The 17,559-nt window shown below is 47.4% G+C and carries 18 protein-coding genes; 10 read left to right on the top strand and 8 right to left on the bottom strand.

Annotation, left to right across the window (positions count from 1 at the left end; genetic code table 11):
- The first annotated feature begins 70 nt into the window (after nucleotides 1-70).
- Nucleotides 71-1,045 carry a Nudix family hydrolase gene (locus V7051_RS02320; RefSeq protein ID WP_333873296.1) on the top strand — a complete coding sequence of 325 codons (975 nt, stop codon included), beginning with the start codon at nucleotides 71-73 and terminating at the stop codon, nucleotides 1,043-1,045.
- Between the two features lie 2 nt (nucleotides 1,046-1,047).
- Nucleotides 1,048-1,497 (top strand): REP-associated tyrosine transposase, encoded by a 450-nt coding sequence (locus V7051_RS02315; RefSeq protein ID WP_333873297.1) that lies wholly within the window; start codon nucleotides 1,048-1,050, stop codon nucleotides 1,495-1,497.
- A gap of 111 nt (nucleotides 1,498-1,608) precedes the next feature.
- On the opposite strand, the gene V7051_RS02310 is transcribed toward V7051_RS02315, so the two are convergent.
- The gene (locus tag V7051_RS02310; protein ID WP_333873298.1) at nucleotides 1,609-2,547 is read right to left on the bottom strand and encodes an ornithine cyclodeaminase family protein; all 939 of its coding nucleotides are present in this window, start codon (nucleotides 2,545-2,547) and stop codon (nucleotides 1,609-1,611) included.
- Between the two features lie 243 nt (nucleotides 2,548-2,790).
- Here V7051_RS02310 and V7051_RS02305 point away from each other — a divergent pair, with 243 nt between their 5' ends.
- Together V7051_RS02305 and V7051_RS02300 are read left to right on the top strand one after the other, a co-directional pair.
- On the top strand, nucleotides 2,791-3,258 hold the full coding sequence (locus V7051_RS02305; RefSeq protein ID WP_333873299.1) for a MarR family winged helix-turn-helix transcriptional regulator: 468 nt from the start codon (nucleotides 2,791-2,793) through the stop codon (nucleotides 3,256-3,258).
- 19 nt (nucleotides 3,259-3,277) lie between these two features.
- Nucleotides 3,278-3,673 carry a DUF1398 domain-containing protein gene (locus V7051_RS02300; RefSeq protein ID WP_333873300.1) on the top strand — a complete coding sequence of 132 codons (396 nt, stop codon included), beginning with the start codon at nucleotides 3,278-3,280 and terminating at the stop codon, nucleotides 3,671-3,673.
- 806 nt (nucleotides 3,674-4,479) lie between these two features.
- Here the strand turns inward: V7051_RS02300 and V7051_RS02295 are convergent.
- The 3 genes from V7051_RS02295 to V7051_RS02285 all read right to left on the bottom strand — a co-directional run bounded on the left by V7051_RS02295 (nucleotide 4,480) and on the right by V7051_RS02285 (nucleotide 5,682).
- Nucleotides 4,480-4,779, bottom strand: a complete 300-nt coding sequence (locus V7051_RS02295) for a hypothetical protein (RefSeq protein WP_333873301.1) — start codon at nucleotides 4,777-4,779, stop codon at nucleotides 4,480-4,482.
- 260 nt (nucleotides 4,780-5,039) lie between these two features.
- Nucleotides 5,040-5,399 carry a HepT-like ribonuclease domain-containing protein gene (locus V7051_RS02290; protein WP_333873302.1) on the bottom strand — a complete coding sequence of 120 codons (360 nt, stop codon included), beginning with the start codon at nucleotides 5,397-5,399 and terminating at the stop codon, nucleotides 5,040-5,042.
- Entirely contained in the window at nucleotides 5,392-5,682 is a 291-nt protein-coding gene (locus V7051_RS02285) for a nucleotidyltransferase family protein (RefSeq protein ID WP_333873303.1), read from the bottom strand. Before V7051_RS02285 ends, V7051_RS02290 begins: the two co-directional genes overlap by 8 nt.
- Nucleotides 5,683-5,880: 198 nt before the next feature.
- Between V7051_RS02285 and moaA the strand changes: the two genes are divergently transcribed.
- Both moaA and V7051_RS02275 read left to right on the top strand, forming a co-directional pair.
- A complete protein-coding gene (gene moaA, locus V7051_RS02280; RefSeq protein WP_333873304.1) occupies nucleotides 5,881-6,885 on the top strand; it encodes a GTP 3',8-cyclase MoaA in 1,005 nt (334 codons plus the stop codon).
- Nucleotides 6,886-7,063: 178 nt separating this feature from the next.
- Complete coding sequence (locus tag V7051_RS02275; RefSeq protein WP_333873305.1) at nucleotides 7,064-8,389, top strand: DEAD/DEAH box helicase; 1,326 nt, start codon at nucleotides 7,064-7,066, stop codon at nucleotides 8,387-8,389.
- 27 nt (nucleotides 8,390-8,416) lie between these two features.
- Here the strand turns inward: V7051_RS02275 and V7051_RS02270 are convergent, their stop codons facing one another.
- Complete coding sequence (locus V7051_RS02270) at nucleotides 8,417-8,716, bottom strand: DUF2288 domain-containing protein (RefSeq protein WP_333873306.1); 300 nt, start codon at nucleotides 8,714-8,716, stop codon at nucleotides 8,417-8,419.
- 120 nt (nucleotides 8,717-8,836) lie between these two features.
- Between V7051_RS02270 and V7051_RS02265 the strand changes: the two genes are divergently transcribed.
- On the top strand, nucleotides 8,837-9,715 hold the full coding sequence (locus V7051_RS02265) for a TPR end-of-group domain-containing protein (protein WP_333873307.1): 879 nt from the start codon (nucleotides 8,837-8,839) through the stop codon (nucleotides 9,713-9,715).
- A 20-nt stretch (nucleotides 9,716-9,735) separates the two neighbouring features.
- Here the strand turns inward: V7051_RS02265 and V7051_RS02260 are convergent, their stop codons facing one another.
- Both V7051_RS02260 and V7051_RS02255 read right to left on the bottom strand, forming a co-directional pair.
- A complete protein-coding gene (locus V7051_RS02260; protein WP_333873308.1) occupies nucleotides 9,736-10,302 on the bottom strand; it encodes a DUF1415 domain-containing protein in 567 nt (188 codons plus the stop codon).
- 69 nt (nucleotides 10,303-10,371) lie between these two features.
- Entirely contained in the window at nucleotides 10,372-10,848 is a 477-nt protein-coding gene (locus tag V7051_RS02255) for a CBS domain-containing protein (protein WP_333873309.1), read from the bottom strand.
- 196 nt (nucleotides 10,849-11,044) lie between these two features.
- Between V7051_RS02255 and adk the strand changes: the two genes are divergently transcribed.
- From adk to V7051_RS02240, 3 genes are all read left to right on the top strand, one after another.
- Nucleotides 11,045-11,683 carry an adenylate kinase gene (adk, locus tag V7051_RS02250; protein ID WP_333873310.1) on the top strand — a complete coding sequence of 213 codons (639 nt, stop codon included), beginning with the start codon at nucleotides 11,045-11,047 and terminating at the stop codon, nucleotides 11,681-11,683.
- Nucleotides 11,684-11,881: 198 nt separating this feature from the next.
- Nucleotides 11,882-12,904 carry an aspartate-semialdehyde dehydrogenase gene (locus V7051_RS02245; protein ID WP_333873311.1) on the top strand — a complete coding sequence of 341 codons (1,023 nt, stop codon included), beginning with the start codon at nucleotides 11,882-11,884 and terminating at the stop codon, nucleotides 12,902-12,904.
- 54 nt (nucleotides 12,905-12,958) lie between these two features.
- Nucleotides 12,959-16,675, top strand: coding sequence for a FimV/HubP family polar landmark protein (locus V7051_RS02240; RefSeq protein WP_334181115.1), 3,717 nt, complete (start codon nucleotides 12,959-12,961; stop codon nucleotides 16,673-16,675).
- Nucleotides 16,676-16,727: 52 nt separating this feature from the next.
- On the opposite strand, the gene V7051_RS02235 is transcribed toward V7051_RS02240, so the two are convergent.
- Complete coding sequence (locus V7051_RS02235) at nucleotides 16,728-17,522, bottom strand: Hpt domain-containing protein (RefSeq protein ID WP_333873314.1); 795 nt, start codon at nucleotides 17,520-17,522, stop codon at nucleotides 16,728-16,730.
- Nucleotides 17,523-17,559 lie beyond the last annotated feature (37 nt).

Here is a 17,559-nt window from a genome sequence, read left to right as displayed (position 1 = left end):
ATCTCGAAGTAGGCCGGAATAAGCCGGTCCGAGCAATAGCGAGAACTGGCGTTTCCGGCAAACACTTAAAATGAATCCACTCCAAGTCGCCGTAGGCGTAGTCAAAAACCCGGAAGGAAAAATCCTGATTTCCCTGCGCCATGCCGATTTGCACCAAGGCGGTTTATGGGAATTCCCCGGCGGCAAGATTGAACCGTTAGAAACAGCGGAAATTGCGCTGGCCCGTGAACTCAAGGAAGAACTCAACATCACCGTGACAACGGCAACCCCGCTGATTACCGTCAACCACCAGTATCCCGACCGGTTCGTACAACTCAACGTTTTCTTGGTTGAACAGTTTTCAGGCGAGGCCAAAAGCTTGGAAGGCCAGCCGTTTAAATGGGTAACGCCGGATGAGCTGGAACATTATGCATTTCCGACCGCCAACCAGCCCATCATCACCGCCGCCCTATTGCCGCCTCATTACGCAATTCTGGATGACGCGGATGAAGCCTTATTGCTGCCGAACCTGCAAAAAATATTGAACCGGGGCGTCAAGCTGATCCAGGCCAGATTGAAGAACCTGCCGCCCGCTGCCGTGGCACAATTCATCGAACAGGCTTACCCGTTATGCCAACAGCAACAGGCGGTGCTGTTGATGAATTCAGCCGTTGACTGCTCAATTGATGTCGACGGCATCCACCTGACCAGCAACCATTTAATGGCTTTGACCAAGCGCCCCGGAAACAGCGAATGGCTGGCCGCGTCATGTCACAATCTTGAACAACTGCAACAGGCACAAAAAATAGGCGTGGATTTTGTCGTGCTGGCCCCGGTGCTGGCAACCCAAACCCATCCGGGCGCTCCCTCGCTGGGTTGGGAACAATTCACCGACTTGGTCGCCAAGGTCAATATGCCTGTTTATGCCTTGGGCGGCATGACCGAGTCCAGCCTCACTAAAGCACGGCAAAGCGGAGCTCAGGGGATAGCCGCAATCAGGGCTTTTTTGGAGGAACCGACGGCAAATATTGTAGGGGCGAATTCATTCGCCCCCGAATCGGAATAATTATGCCACGCGACGATCTGTTAAAAGGCCGTTTTTCTCAAGCACACCAGTCCTATCATGTAACGTTACGCACAGATAATCGTCTCGCTTGGTTCAGGGATATACATTGCGGGCGCATAGTCGTGCGTCAAATGCGCCGTTTGCATGAAGAAAGAAAGCTGGATTCAATAGCCTGGGTTGTGATGCCGGATCATTTGCATTGGCTGTTCCAATTAGGCGAGGCCAAATCGTTATCAAATGTAATCAAAGATTTAAAAGGTAGAACCGCCATTGAACTCAACGCATATTTACAGCGTAAAGGCACAATATGGCAACGCGGTTTTTACGATCATGGGCTACGTAAAGATGAGGATATTAAAAAGATTGCCCGTTATATCGTCGCCAATCCGTTACGTGCCGGGTTGGTGGAACAAATTGCAGATTACCCGTTATGGGATGCAATCTGGCTGTAGGGGCGAATTCATTCGCCTATTGTCAGTGTCATCCGAATCAATTTATACGGTGTCACGGGGCGAATAAATTCGCCCCTACAGGCCGCTCGCATCAACCTCGAACGGTGAGCTTTAAGCGGATTTAGACGCAGCCTGCAATTTCTCGTAGACCAGCATAGCTGCCGCTATGTCCTCGCAAGCCATGCCGATCGAATCGAAGATCACGGTAGCATCCGGATTCACCGGCCGTGTGCCGTCGAGGACTTCGCCAAGTTCGGCATAAATCTGGGCATTGAATTGTCGTATGTTGCCGGACTCCGCCAACGTCCCTTCGCGAGAATCGACAATAACGACGTGTGATATCGTCGCCGCATCGACCTCCGCACTGTCTGCGCCAGCCCAACCGACGGATGCAACTTTCGCGCCCGGGCGCAGCCATTGACCTTCCAACACCGGCTCGGTGGCGGATGTCGCCACCACAACTACATCCGCACCACGCACCGCTTGCTCGCGCGACATCGCCTTGCCGCCTACCTCGGCGGCAAGCTGCTCGGCTCGCTGCGGCGTGCGACTCCAAATGCGGATTTCCTCGAACTTACGGACGTGGGATAAGGCTTCAATATGCCGCCTGCCTTGTGCGCCTGCACCCAGGACCGCGAGAACCTTTACGTCCGGTGCGGCAACGGCATCGATATAGGCCGCAGTGACGGCTGCGGTTCGCATCTCGGTGATCAAGCGGCCATCCAGCGTCACCAACGGTTCCCCGGTTTCGGGTCTGAACAATACAATCGCCGCCATAACCGTCGGGAGATTTTTCTTGGCATTGTTCGGGTAGAAGGTGACGAGCTTGGCGCCCAAAGCATGCGCGCTTGCAGCCGGCATGCTTCCGAAAAAACCGCGGTGCGGCTGAACAGTCGACATTCGGCGGGGCGGTTGCTCGATTCGGCCGCGCGAGAAATCAATCATAGTCTGGCGCATCGCCGGAATCAGGTCCCGCATGCTTAGAACCTTGGTTATCGTTGCTTCATCTATAAAACGCATTTGTATCCTCTGGTTGCCGGAAGTCTTCATGGCGGGCGTTCTTGCTGCCCGGCCTTTGGCTATTCGGTAGTGTTAAAGCCGGGGATTATAGTAGTTGTCGGAAAGTATTGCGGATAAATGGCGCAAATGTGCTGCGTTTCCCGCGCATTTTTGGGACCTTCGCTCATGTCGAATGAATATCTGTTTTAAATTCCAACCCAGCCGGCAGATGAAATAATTGACATTAGTTTCCAAGGAAACTATAGTTAAGCCGTTTCCAAAGAGACTTATGCAATGAAAAAGACAATTCCCACTGACGCCAGCGCGCTCGAAAACCATATTGGTTTCTGGTTACGTTTCGTATCGAATCAAGTTTCCGGCCGCTTTGAAAACTTGTTGGCCGCACACGACGTCAAAGTCACTGAATGGGTGGCATTGCGCGTACTTTACCAACGCAAACATACGACCCACGCCGAGTTGATTGATGCTCTCGGGATGACCAAAGGAGCCGCCTCCAAGGTCATTACAAAGCTTGAAAGCAAGGGATTGGCTGAACGGAGCCCAGCCAAGGACAGCGCACGCGAACAGGAGCTTTGCCTTACCAAAGCAGGAAATGAATTGGTGCCGATATTGGCGGCCGTCGCCGATGAAAACGACGCCCATTTTTTTGGGCATCTATCCGAGAATCAGCGACAAGGATTAATCAATCTAATGAAAGATTTGGTCAGTCATCACCAACTTAAACAAATACCAACCGAGTAACCCCAATAGGAAAAAAATCATGGAACAAGCAATCGAGTCGGTTATCCGAGAAACACTTAGCGCGTCCAACGGAGGCCGGATTCATTTCGGACAAGTCGTCGGAAACTTGATCGGCGCCGGAGTCGAGTCATACAACGTCGACTATCGCGCATGTCGCGCGACTTATTACATGCCTTGCGGCGAAACGCTTACCCTAGATTTGGAGGCGCCGGAGATCGACATTGCCATGGATTTTTCGGCAACCGCAATTAAGCAGGCGATTCTCGGAGCCCAGAGCGGAGAGGTCATGTATCCGGAATTCAAGAAGTTATCGCAGGCAGCGGGGTGTATTGGTTACACCGTGTGGATTTCCGGCCGCCATGTGAGCTATTACGGTCGAAATGGCGAAACTCATATTGAGCAATTTCCTAGTTGATTTGAGCTGACGTCGGATTTTGACCATGTTTATCAGGCCCAGTTCTTATCTGTTGTTCGATGTTGTCATTTGTGGGTGTGCGAATGAAATTAGGCGTGAGCCAAGATTCTAGGGCTGCTAACTACCCGGATTCCACTACGCTGCTCCGGGCTGCTTGCTAGAATTCTAGGCGTTGGAGCCTATGCTGACGATTACGTAGATATGATTAGCGCAGCGTAATCGTATGAATGCATTTGATCAATAATGCCTCCGATTACGCTACGCTAATCGGAGCTACGCGGGCTGATGGGCAGAAAAGCGTTGCCCATCCTACAAGGCTGAGCTCCATTTAGTTGTTCATGCTGTTAGCGATAGCGGATACATCGGGAGAGCTTTGGTAAGCATCTCCGCGAGAGCCAAAGGAAATTAGAACGATTTTTTTCGATCGAACGTCGGGGAAGTACACCAGTCGATCATCACCCATTCGACATCGCCAAAGGCCGCCGAGATTACCGGTAAGCGGCTTTATCGAATCTCCACATACTTCGATTGGTGAAGCTGAAATTTTTCCTATCGCCTCAAGAATACGCCCTTGTTTCTTACGGTCGACCTTGGCGATTGACTTCACGAATTCATGAGAAAAACCGATATACCAGTCTGGCTGAGCGTGACTAAATAATAGATGCGATTCCGGGGCGTAGCTTTCGTCTAAGTTGAGTTGAGCTTGCTTGAAAGCGTAGAAAATCGCTGGGGGGATGTTTCGTTCCCAAAACTCTGAGAGGATTTCGCCAATATCAGATCGATTTCCGAAAGTAGTAATGTGCTCTTCACCGAATTTTACTACTAGATCCTAGGCGCCGTATCTCTTCTTTCGTGAGAACCGCTGATGACGTTTGAGCAAGCCCAAAGAGCTTGCTTTTTAGCGCATCACGCTCATTCAATGTGTCGTGACCATCAATGTGGTCAGGGCTCAAAAAGCATTCAGGGGCAAAGAATACAATAAGCGGCCAAAGAAGCACGGTGAACACGAATGGAAGCATTGGGCCGGAACACGAGAAGGTGCCGTGCATGAGTGCTGCACCTGCAAGGAGAAAACCTACGGTGAAATATGAGATCAGATATTCCATACGCGGATCCTTATAGTTGCCAACGTAATATATACAACATCAGTTGTCGTATAAAAAAATCGTGTTGTCGTATATTTTTCATAATTTTTTCTATTTTATTGTCTTAATTTTATTTTGCTCAGGCAGGCAGGATAAGGTGGCAAACACGACATGTCGGGGAAGCGGAATTGTAATCTGTTTTATAGCGTGCCGGCTATGACGACATTTGGGTGATTTAATTTCTCGATTTTTGGTGTCGGCGAAAACAGGTGTTCCCTGTATTATTGCTCATATTCTTGTTTTTCGAGCTGATGTAACAGCGGCAATAACGCTGGAATATCCGTCTGGATAATGCTCCATAAAGTGTCATTATCAATGCCGAGATAACCGTGAATTAACCGGTTTCGGGTGGCGATAATCATCCGCCAGGGAATTTGCGGGTTATTTTGGCGGACTTCATCGGGAATATGCGTGGCGGCTTCACCGATTAATTCCAGGTTGCGCACGGTGGCATCGTAGTTTAAGCCGCTAACGATAAATCGCTGTTGGTCAAAGCCATCGGTATAACTGAGTACCTTTTCGGCGAAAATTATCATGTCGTCCAGATAAAAACGCCATTCGCGCGCTACCGGTTCAGACATTGATGGCTTCCCGTTCGACAAATGGACGCAATTCAGGGCGCAATGCCTTTTCTGTGACCAGATCGACCGGACAGCCTAACTGGTCTTCGAGGTAGAACTGCACGCCAAAATAACGCGCCGAGGTGGCGGGTCCGTCAAATCCAACCAAAATATCCACATCGCTATTTTCACTGGCTTCATCACGTGCGGTTGAACCGAATAAGGCCATTTGGGTAACACCAAACTGCTGGGCCAATACGGGTTTTATTTTTCTGAGTATGGCTAAGACATTGTTGCGTTTCATGGTGATTTTTCTGTGAAGGATGCCGGCTATCGAAAAACAGTTATAGCCAGTGTACCAAAAAATACGTGGCCGGCAGGGAAATATGAAAGATGCCCTGAAGTACGCCGATACGTGTTGTAAGTCAGGTTGGCAGAAGCGCTCTATAAAAGCCCAATACTATGTTAATATTGGCGTCTTGGATTTTTTATCGCCGCGCCAATGACTAAGCTTCCCCCCGCCCAATTAATCGACCGCTTCGGCAGAATTGTCGATTACCTGAGAATCTCGATTACCGACCGTTGTGACTTCCGTTGCCTGTATTGCATGGCTGAGGACATGACGTTCTTGCCGCGCGCGCAGGTTTTAACGCTGGAAGAGATTTATACGCTGGCGCGAGCATTCGCCGAATTGGGCGTGAAGAAAATCAGGATCACCGGCGGCGAGCCTTTGGTCAGGAAAGGCGCGTTGGGACTGATGCAAGATATCGGGCGCATTGAAAGCTTGAATGAGCTGGTGATAACGACCAATGGCTCCCAGCTTGAAACGATGGCGGCGTCTTTAAAAGAGGCGGGTGTCAAACGCATCAATATCAGCCTGGATACGTTGGATGCCGACAAGTTTAAAGCGATAACCCGGACCGGCGATTTGCACCAGGTGCTTAGAGGCATTCAGGCCGCCAAGCAAGCAGGGTTTGAGCGGATAAAGATCAATGCGGTTATCCTTAAAGACAGGAACCATCAGGAAGTCAACGACTTGGTTCGGTTCGCGGTCGATAACAGCATCGACATCAGTTTTATCGAGGAAATGCCGCTGGGTGTCGTCAGTCAGCATGACCGGGCCGATGCCTATTATTCGAGCGATTTGATCAAGGACGATTTGGCGGAGAATTTTACGTTAATCGCCACGCCTGAAAAAACCGGCGGGCCGTCGAATTATTTTAATGTGGCAGGCACACAAACCCGCGTCGGTTTTATTTCTCCGCACAGCGAGAATTTTTGCAGCACATGTAACCGGGTGCGCTTAACGGTTGAAGGGCGCTTGTTGTTATGTTTGGGCAATGAGCATTCGGTCGATTTAAAGCAAGTCATCAGGAGCAATCCGGGCGATATGACAGCGCTGAAACAGGCCATTGTTGACGCGATGTCGATCAAGCCGGAAAAACACGAATTCAATATCCACGAGCAGCCGGTTATATTGCGTTATATGAGTATGACGGGGGGCTGAAGGTCTGCGGCCCATGCGCTTCTTAACTCACCACGAAGACACGAAGAACACGAAGAAATAGAACTTCGTGCTCTTCGTGTCTTCGTGGTGATATGTTTTTAGTTTTAACGGCCTGCCGTTCCCCATTTCAGCATCATGATCTTTCGATCTTGATCGAATTTTTTACCAGAGGTTCCAAATGTCTTTCGCCCAGCTCGGTTTAGCCGACGAACTCCTTAAAGCCGTAGCCGATCAAGGCTATGTCACGCCGACTCCGGTGCAACAAAAAGCTATTCCATTAATCCTTGAAGGCAAGGATGTGTTGGCCGGTGCGCAAACCGGTACCGGAAAAACCGCCAGTTTTACTTTGCCGCTATTGCAACGATTGGCCGAAAATCATGATCCGCATCAAAAGCCGCGCCGTGTTCGCGCTCTGATTTTAGTGCCGACCCGTGAGTTGGCTGCGCAGGTCTATGAAAGCGTAAAAACTTACGGCGCACATTTGCCGTTCCATGCGGAAGCGGTGGTCGGCGGTGCGAGTATCGGCATACAGACCCGCCAATTACGCCGGGGTTGCGACATCGTCGTGGCGACGCCGGGGCGCTTGATAGACCATGTGCAGCAGCGCAATATCAATCTGTCCAACGTCGAAGTGCTGGTGCTGGACGAAGCGGACCGGATGCTCGATATGGGCTTTTTGCCTGATATTAAGCAAATTATGGCGCTGATACCCAAGAAGCGGCAGAGCTTGCTGTTTTCCGCGACAGTGCCTAATGCGATCAAATCGCTGGCCGCGCAGTTGTTGAACAATCCCGTTGAAGTCGAAGTCGCCAAGCAAAATGCCACGGCTGAGAATGTTTCTGAGCGGGTTTACGGCATCGACCGCGAGTACAAACGTGCATTATTGTCCTATTTGATCGGCAGCAATAACTGGAAGCAGGTGCTGGTTTTTGTACGCACCAAACACGGTGCCGATCGTCTGGAAAAACAGTTGATCGAGGACGGCATTCGTACGGCGGCGCTGCATGGCGATAAGACTCAAGGCGCGCGTAACAAAGCGCTGGAATATTTTAAAAACGGTAAGGTTTCAGTATTGGTTGCGACCGATATTGCTGCGCGCGGGCTGGATATTGACGACTTGCCGCATGTGGTCAATTTCGATTTGCCGCAAGTCCCGGAAGATTACATTCACCGGATCGGCCGTACCGGACGTGCCGGTTTAAGTGGTGAAGCTTTGTCTTTGGTGTGTCCCGAAGAAGCCTGGATGCTGGTGGAAATTGAGAAGCTGCTCAAGCGGCAAATTCCGCGTGTGGCTGATACCGGTTATGAACCTGTCTCGTTGAAGGTGATGGATGCGCCAAACAAGAACGCACCCAATAAAACGACCGGTAAAAAAGATATGCGACATACCAAGAAGCCGGCGGCTCGCAGTGCTAAACCAACGGTTCGTGGCGCTAAACAACCTGACAGTAAACGGATCGAATCCAGAGGCAAGGGAAGATCAGGCTCAAGAGGAAAAGCTTAAAATAAATAATGGCTTAAATGTCGAAGGTTATTCCTGAACCAATATCCAGGGTTTGACGACAACGGCCCATACTTCGGCATCCGCCTCAAGCCAGTCGATGGCCTGCTGATCGGATACCAGCGCAACTTGGTTGTTTTGCATCCATGACGCAACTTGGTCTTTATTGTCGATGGAAAACTGGTAGGCGACATCGACGAGATCCAGGCCTGATGCAACAAATACCGCAGAGCCATTGGCAAAAAAACGTTGCAGTTCTTTCCAGGCAATTTGCGATGTTTCCAGATTTACTTTTTCTTTGGTAATGTCGCAACCGTTTGATTCATTCATTGTTTTCTCTTTGTTGTATGCCGGTCATGTGTTATTTGCACATTTGCATGGCGTGGTTATCAGGTCAGCTGTTATTCTATAGCGAGCGATTATAAATTACTAAATCAAGAGAGATAAATCATGTCGTTTTTTGAGTCAATAACAAAGAAATCCAAGTTGAAAGCCGCTATCAAGCAAACAGCCGACGCTCGTAGCAGCGAAGGCCATACCGCCGATCAACTGTTTAAAAAGGTCTATCAGGATTATGCCGAAGTCGTCGCTAACGAGCCGTTGATTGCTGAGGCTTTATATAATTGGGGGCTCGCTTTATTGCATCAGGCGAGAACCAAGTCGGGCGGGGCGGCAGCCGATCTTTACCAGGATGCCATTGCTAAGTTCTCCTTTTGCCTGACTCTGGAGCCCGCCTATCTTGGCGCAGCATTGGATGGCGGCGTTGCTTATATGGAATTGGCTCGGGTTAAAGCGGTTAATCCTGATGATAGTTTATATGGAAAGGCCAAAAGCTATTTTGAAAAAGCCAATGCGATTCAGGCCGGAGCGGCTTCATATAATGTGGCTTGCATCTATGGTTTGCGGGGCGAGAAAGAGGGCTGCTTGAACGCGTTGGAAATCTCTAAAAACAAGGGCTATTTGCCGGTCTCCGCCGATATTTTTGCTGATCCGGATCTTGATCGCGTTAAAAATCAGGATTGGTTTATCGATTTTATGGAATCTTTAAATAAAAAGCCGGAAGTGGTTGCCAAGATTAGCGAAGCCGTTGTTGAAAATACGGCCGCGAATGAAAAAGTCGAGGTTATTGCTGATGAGTTGGTAAAGGAGAAAGCTGAAGTTGAAGACACTGCCGCAGAGGATGCAATTACAAATGAAGAAACGGACGTTGTGGTGGATGACGCGGATGTTACCCCATTCAAAGCGGCCGCTGATTATACGGCTGTAGTCGATGAAGATGCGCCGGAGAATAAGAAAGTTGATGCGGGCGAAACAATGGAAAAAAGTTAACTGGTTCTGTACCGATAAGGTTATGGATTAATCGGATAGCATGCCGCTAATAAAGTTTGCATTTTAGCTAATCCCAGTTTTCGGGTGAGTTCAATATTATGTTGCGGAATGTTTTCCGGATCAGGATATTCGGCTACGGCCTGTTCTATGCTGGTTTCCCGCAACAGGTGCAGCATGGGGTAGGGGGAGCGGTTGGTATAATTGCTCGCATCGTATTGATCGCTGCCTTGGAAGCAATAATCGGGATGGAAACTTGCCAATTGGTAAGTGCCCTCATAACCTTGTTCAGTTAACAGTGATTCGGCGATTTCAACAAAATCCAGGTAGTCATCGAATTCTGAAAATGCTTCGGCATAAATCAATAGTGTGGTTTCAATATCGGTTTCGGTATTCAGCCGCTCGCATTCATCCATCAGGTGCAGCAGGCATTGTTCAAGTTCTCTGTCGTGATTGACGCTGAAATAAATGCTGCCTCGTTCCAGTTCTCGCTTTGCGAACGGACAGATGCCGTATTCAATGATGACGGATTTCAACCATGCCTGTGTTGCTGCTTTAACTTCGTGGTCTGGAAGGGTTTTAGAAATCATGGTTTTTGACCGGTTGAAACAAAAAAGCCCCGTTATACAGGGGCTTTTCGGGTGACGCAAGTTACATCATTATTTATGACTGATGCCGGCCGCGATTCTTTTTTCTCTTTCTTCGCTGGCTTTTTCGATTTTTGAAAAGACCCGGAGTATATCGGTCGAGGACAGGATGCCGACCAGTTTGTTGTCTTTATCAACGACGGGCAATGCCCCGACTTTATTTTCGGCCATTTTTGCGGCCGCTTCCGATGCATAAGTGTCAGGGCTGACGGTTATGACGCCCCGGTGCATGATATGCTGCACTTTTTTCGGGACCACATGAAGTTCTGACGTGCCTGTGCCGGTTGCTGCTTCAATTGCATTAGAGTTACTTTTGGGGCCCAGCGCTTTGTACAGGTCTCGGTCGGATACAATGCCAATAACTTTGCCTTTTTCAACGACGGGTAAGTGACGAATTCTTTCGTAATGGATCAAGAAAAACACACGATCAATCAAATCGTGTTGCTCGACTGTAAATACTTTTGACGTCATTAAATCTTCAACACGCATTATTATTCCCCTCTATATAAATAAACCGACTAAGAATAAGGAAATAAACGTATTTTTACAAGAGATAAAATTTGATGTGTTATAAAATAATCAGTCATGCTTTTGTTTGGTTTTGCCGGTCGGCTTAAGTTAACCGACCTACGCGAGCTGTTATGTTAGAGTCTAAATCTGTCCTAGCGACACAATGGAGTTAGTTATGCGCATTATCCTGTTAGGGAGTCCTGGTTCCGGTAAAGGAACTCAAGCTCAGTTTATTACTGAAAAATACGCCATTCCACAAATTTCAACGGGTGATATGTTGCGCGCCGCGGTGCGGGAAGGGACGCCATTGGGCGTTGAAGCAAAAAAAGTGATGGATGCCGGTGGCCTGGTCTCCGATGACATTATTTTAGGGTTGATTAAAGAGCGTATTATTCAAGCCGATTGTGCTAACGGCTTTTTGCTGGATGGTTTTCCTCGCACTATTGCGCAGGCTGAAGGTCTGAACGAAATGGGCATTAGCATTGATACGGTTATTGAAATCGTGGTCGAAGATGAGGAAATTGTAAAACGCATGGCGGGCAGAAGGGTGCATTTACAATCCGGACGCACTTATCATATTGAGTTTAATCCGCCTAAAGTTGACGGACTTGATGATGTGACCGGGGAGACTTTGATTCAGCGCGATGATGATAAAGAAGAAACCGTACGTAAACGACTCAGTGTTTATCATGAACAGACTAAACCTTTGGTCGGTTATTATTCAGCGCCAGGGCAGCAGGTCAAATTCAGTTCGATAGCCGGAGTCGGCAGTGTCGATGAAATCACCAAAAAAGTTTTTGCGGTTTTAGGGTAAGCGTTTTGTACCTCGGAGAAGTGCCTACCGGACATGACAGTCAAAAATATTTCGTGATCATTGTTATTTAAATTTCAGAATAAAAGGTTTTAAAGTTAATGATAAAGAAAGTTGTAGTTTTATCGATCGGCATATCAGGTTACATTGACATGCTATCGGTGCGTACACCTGTTTCAGCTATACAGAAGAGTAGATAAGATGACCAAGTTATATAACGTTGCTGTGGTTGGCGCTACCGGTGCGGTGGGTGAAGCCATGCTGTCCATTCTGGAAGAGCGCAATTTCCCTGTCGGCGAGGTTTATGCCTTGGCCAGCAGTAATTCCGTGGGTAAAAGAATTCCTTTTAAAGGCAGGTCTTTGGCCGTGCAGGATTTGGCTACCTTCGATTTTTCAAAGGCGCAAATCGGTTTGTTTTCTCCTGGGGCATCCGTTTCGGCGGAATATGCACCAAAGGCCGCGGCAGCCGGCTGTATTGTTATCGATAACACCTCGCAGTTTCGCTATGACGATGATATTCCTCTGGTGGTACCCGAGGTCAATCCGGAAAAAATAGCCGATTATAAAAATCGCGGCATTATTGCTAATCCTAATTGTTCAACCATTCAGATGTTGGTGGCATTAAAGCCGATTTACGATGCGGTTGGGATTGAGCGGATTAATGTGTGTACCTATCAGGCCGTTTCCGGTACCGGTAAAGAAGCCATAGAAGAGCTGGTTAAGCAAACGACTAGCCTGCTTAATATGCAGCCCATTAAAACGAGTGTCTATCCTAAACAGATTGCGTTTAACGTGTTGCCTCAGATCGATGTATTCATGGACAACGGCTACACCAAGGAAGAAATGAAGATGGTTTGGGAAACCCAAAAAATCCTGGGTGATCACAGTGTCTTGGTTAACGCAACCGCAGTGCGGGTTCCGGTTTTTTACGGACATTCCGAGGCCGTGCATATTGAGACTCGCAAAAAAATCGATGTGGCTACAGTAAGAGCTCTGCTTGAGCAGGCTCCCGGTGTAACGGTTATGGACGAACGTAAAGACGGCGGTTATCCGACAGCGGTAACCGATTCATCAGGGAATGACGATGTATTTGTAGGGCGTATACGGGAAGACATATCGCATCCTCAAGGAATTGATCTTTGGGTGGTGGGTGATAACGTTCGCAAAGGCGCAGCGCTAAACAGTGTGCAAATAGCGGAAGTTCTGGTAAAAAAATACATCTAGACTAAGCTTGTCTACATATTTGACGGGATGCGGTAAGAGGCTGTGGTAACTATTGTGAAGAAGGGCAAGGTGCGTAATTTAACTAAAACTTTAGCGGTTGTATCGTTACTGGCACCGGTTAGTGGTCACACTTTAGGCATTGGTGAGATTAAATTGCGTTCGGCTCTTAATCAAAATTTGGATGCCGAGATTGCGTTAACATTGTCGGGTGAGAGTGTATCGGATATCAAGGTAAACTTGGCTCCAGTTGAAAAATTCGATCAGGCCGGCGTGGCCTGGAACTATTTTCTGTCGAAAATTAAATTTGAAACCATTGCCCAATCTAATGGAACGACAGTCATTAAGCTGACTTCGAAGGAAGCGTTAAAAGAACCTTTTTTGGATTTTTTGCTCGAAGTAAGCTGGCCCAAAGGTAATTTATATCGCGAATTTACCGTATTGGTAGATCCTCCTTCAGTTTATAACCAAGCAACGGCTCCCGTTTCAACCGGCACTGAAAGTTATGTACAGCCGACAGCCGCTACGCCTCAACGTCAATCGCATGCAAATGGACAAGACAGTGAAGACGAATATGGACCTACACTTGGCAATGATACGCTTTGGAGCGTGGCTGAACGGGCACGAGGGCAGAGTGATGTTTCCATAGAGCAAATGATGATTGCGATTTATGAAGCAAATCCTCATGCATTCTATAAAGGAAATGTCCATGCCTTAATGTCTGGAAAGATGCTGAGGATCCCTGAAAGAGAAGCCGTTGTAAAATTATCACGAAATCAGGCATTAGCAGAATTTAACCGGCATACACAAGCCTGGAAAAATCACTCGGCTCCTAGTGTTCACATTGACGCAGCAAGTGAAAAGCCGGTCGATAATCAGTTAACTCTGCTGGCCCCGACTAAAGCAGCGGTCGCTGATCGTGCCGTTGTAGCATCGGTGAATGAACAGACAAGTGTTAAAAAGAAAGCGGCTAATACATCGGAGGTCGTGACAGGTAAAGCTGAGGCGAGTGCAAGTGAGGCTGTGCCGACGGATAGCGCAATACAGAGCAAAATAGCGGAACTGGAAAAACAGTTGGCGATGATGCAGGAATTGATTGCTCTAAAGGATCAACAGCTGGCGGCTTTGCAAAATCAGCCTCGGACAAATCCCGTTGTCCAAGAGCAAGCAGCGCCGGAAGAGGTCGTACCGGCCAAACCTGCGGCCCAAGTAACGCCAACTCCTCAACCAACTGAGTCAAGGCCCGGCGAAGTTACGACAGTCAAACTTGAAGCCCAAGTAGCACCAACCCCTCAACCAGCCGAGCCAATACCAAACGAGGTTGTGGCAGCCAACCCCGCGAATCAATTATCCCCTGTTCCGCAGCAAACAGCTGCTCAGCCGCCGGTACAGCCAATAAAGCCGGCAGTTCAACCGGAACCTGAAGCCGGCAGCTTATTCGATCCTTACTATCTGGGGGTAGGCGGTGTCGGGTCGGCAATTTTTGCATTGATTGGATGGCTTTGGTGGCGAAAACGCAAAGTTGAGGAGGAAACGAATACAGAGAGTATGTTCGCCTCTTCTATTATAATTAAAGTGCCTGAAGCCGATGAAAGTCTTTCGGTGCCGCTGGTCGAAGATAGTACAACTCATGATGTCGGTACAATAGGCGAAAGTTCTTTCTTAAGTGAATTTACACCGAGTGATTTTGATTCATTTGATACAGATCAAGGGGAAATTGATCCTATATCCGAGGCTGATGTGTATCTTGCTTATGGTCGTTATCAGCAGGCCGAAGAATTAATACGGCAGGCTATTAAAGACCAGCCGAATCGCGATGAATGTAAACTGAAGTTGCTGGAAATTTTTTATGCTAACGAAAGCAAAGCGGCTTTTGAAGCTTATGCCAATGAATTGGTAGCGGTAGGTAAACGGAATGAGGTTGATTTTTGGGAAAAAGCGTCCGAGATGGGGCGTGAAATTTGTCCTGATTCGCCATTATTTTCTTTTGGGAATGATCTGTTTGCAGTAGCTGACAAGACATACGTTGAAAGTAATGATGAAGTTAAGGAATCCTTTGAGGCGGAGCAAGGTGTTATAGCGTCCAGTACTGTTGCGGATAAGTCGCCAGGAATCCAGATAGAGGAAATTGATTTCGACTTAAGTTCGTTCTCAATGGATAGCAAAGAATCCGATGAGGCGGAGCAAGGAGTTATAGCGTCGAGCATTGTGACGGATAAGTCGTCAGGAATCCAGATAGAAGAAATTGATTTCGACTTAAGCTCGTTCTCAATGGATAGCAAAGCATCCGATGAGGCGGAGCAAGGAGTTATAGCGTCGAGCATTGTGACGGATAAGTCGTCAGGAATCCAGATAGAAGAAATTGATTTCGACTTAAGTTCGTTCTCAATGGATAGTAAGGAGTCCGATGAGGCGGAGCAAGGTATTATAGCGTCGAGCATTGTGACGGATAAGTCGCCAGGAATTCAGATAGAAGAAATTGATTTTGACTTAAGCTCGTTCTCACTGGATAACAAAGCATCCGATGAGGTAGAGCAAGATGTTATAGCGTCCAGTACTGTTGCAGATAAGTCGTCAGGAATCCAGATAGAAGAAATTGATTTCGACTTAAGCTCGTTCTCAATGGATAGCAAAGCATCCGATGAGGCGGAGCAAGGAGTTATAGCGTCGAGCATTGTGACGGATAAGTCGTCAGGAATCCAGATAGAAGAAATTGATTTCGACTTAAGCTCGTTCTCAATGGATAGCAAAGCATCCGATGAGGCGGAGCAAGGAGTTATAGCGTCGAGCATTGTGACGGATAAGTCGTCAGGAATCCAGATAGAAGAAATTGATTTCGACTTAAGTTCGTTCTCAATGGATAGTAAGGAGTCCGATGAGGCGGAGCAAGGTATTATAGCGTCGAGCATTGTGACGGATAAGTCGCCAGGAATTCAGATAGAAGAAATTGATTTTGACTTAAGCTCGTTCTCACTGGATAACAAAGCATCCGATGAGGTAGAGCAAGATGTTATAGCGTCCAGTACTGTTGCAGATAAGTCGTCAGGAATCCAGATAGAAGAAATTGATTTCGACTTAAGCTCGTTCTCAATGGATAGCAAAGCATCCGATGAGGCGGAGCAAGGAGTTATAGCGTCGAGCATTGTGACGGATAAGTCGTCAGGAATCCAGATAGAAGAAATTGATTTCGACTTAAGCTCGTTCTCAATGGATAGCAAAGCATCCGATGAGGCGGAGCAAGGAGTTATAGCGTCGAGCATTGTGACGGATAAGTCGTCAGGAATCCAGATAGAAGAAATTGATTTCGACTTAAGTTCGTTCTCAATGGATAGCAAAACATCAGATGAGGCGGAGCAAAATTTTACTGCTCCCAGTATCTTATTAGAGATGCCATCGGAGACGCCGCTGAACGCCAAATCTCAGGAATTCGAATCGTATGAATTTAATATTAGTTCCAATAATACAGATACAAAAGAAACCGGGAATATTGATTTTTCTGCGGATAAGACATTAGATTTTAATGATGATTTTGGCAGCGATTTTGACTTTGATTTTGATTTGGACCTGCCACTAACAACAAGCGGGCAATATGATGAATTTGGTGTTTCTGATCTCACCGATATGGACGAGTTGGAAACGAAGCTGGATTTGGCAAAAGCCTATGTCGATATGGGCGATGCAGTTGCGGCCAAAGATATTGCTAAAGAAGTACTTGAGCAAGGTACAATGGAGCAAAAAAAGACTGCCCAGGCATTGCTTGACGAGTTGGACTAAAATCGGTTTTTGCACCCATAAAAAAAGCCCTTTAAGGGCTTTTTTTATGGGTTTAGCATTTGCCGAGATTTGCCAGGATGAATTTTTGGTGGCGTGTAAAATTTAAGGTGCATTGCTGAAGCGTCAGAAAGTGTTGATACGCATCGGCATAATTATTGGTGAATAACAGACAGCTTTCCAGTGCATTTGCCGGTTGTTGGATATCCATTAGGCCGCAAAAACTCACCGAGCCATTCAATTTATGCGTAATTTCTTGGGCAAGGTCGTACTGCTTGTTTCCCAGTGCATTTTTAATGTCAATGACTTGCAAAGGAAGTTCTTCGAACAGTTTTTCAAAAAGGGTCAACGTAAGGCGCTGGTTATTTTTGGTTTTACTCTGGATTATTTGGATATAATCCAGAGCTAAAGCCTTTGTTTGCCAAAGGTCTATAATCTCGTTGAGCTGTTGCTCTGTTATAGGTCCAGTCAGGCTATCATCAAATGCAGTTGGACCTTGTTGATTATTCCAGGAATCTTTTATCGGATTAATAATAATGACCGGTGTTTTACTGTTTCTACCGGCAGGGTCTTTGATCTGGCCGATAAGCTCCGACTGCATTGATGACGGAAATACGATTTCAGATGTGGGGAGGGTCGCTGCCGAAGAAACTGATTCGTCCGAGCAGTCTACAGTGGAGTCAATGAGTATCAGGTCGAATTGAGTCGTTTCAATGCGCATTAAAATATCATCGTGTTGGGTAGCTACAATAATATTCTGGCGTCGGTGTTTCAATGATGAATGATTAACATCGATATTGCCGGTCATTAATACAATAAACTGTTTAGGTTGCTTTGGTTTCGATGGCATTTTATTTTCCCCTAAGGAGTTGTTGCTTTGATTCGAA

Origin of the sequence: Methylobacter sp. (assembly GCF_036845245.1) — a bacterium.
Classification (GTDB): Bacteria; Pseudomonadota; Gammaproteobacteria; order Methylococcales; family Methylomonadaceae; genus Methylobacter_A.
Note: the sequence above shows the minus strand (reverse complement) of the source record. Positions and strands in the feature narration are given on the sequence as shown.